The sequence below is a fragment of the Vibrio sp. 2132-1 genome (genome assembly GCF_033344315.1).
Genome location: NZ_JAWPON010000737.1, coordinates 1 through 547, shown reverse-complemented (window position 1 = coordinate 547; position 547 = coordinate 1). Strand labels below are relative to the sequence as shown.

Annotated in this window: 1 protein-coding gene; it reads right to left on the bottom strand. The window is 43.1% G+C overall.

What is annotated here, in order from left to right; all coding sequences use genetic code 11:
- Positions 1 to 96 precede the first annotated feature (96 nt).
- The coding region (locus tag R8N47_RS27690; RefSeq protein ID WP_318186423.1) for a type II secretion system F family protein at positions 97 to 547 on the bottom strand (451 nt) is incomplete at its 5' end.

Genomic DNA, 547 nt, shown 5'->3' with positions numbered 1-547 from the left:
GTTTCATGCTTTCAACAGTACTTTCTTCGTTGTACGCCGTCGAGCTGCACCCCATGAGAGAAAAAAGTGTTAAAGCCATCAATGCGATTTTTTTCATTACCCACTCCCTGAAAGTGTCGAGAAATCGATTTGCAAGAAACCCGGAGCGAGGATAAAAATAACGATTGGAAACATGATCAGCAAAATAAGAGGCACACTCATTTTGGCTGATAGTTTCCCCATTCGCTCTTCTACTTCGAGTAAGTGAATTCGGCGCATGTCTTCAGCCAAGTCACTTAATACACCAGCAACAGAGGCGCCATAATGTAAGTTTTGGATAATGGTAAGCACAAAACTATTGATCTCTGGTGCAGGCAAGCGCAGCGACAGATCATGCAAGGCTTTTTCAATCCCGTGTACTTTCCCTGACTCGGACGTCTTATTGATTTGATAGCACAGATCTTTATCGAAGATTTTTAGCTCTTTGGCCAAATAAGCAAAAGATGCCTCAATGGTCATACCCGTTTGCACACACACCGACATAATATCGAGCACGTAGGGAAGGTTT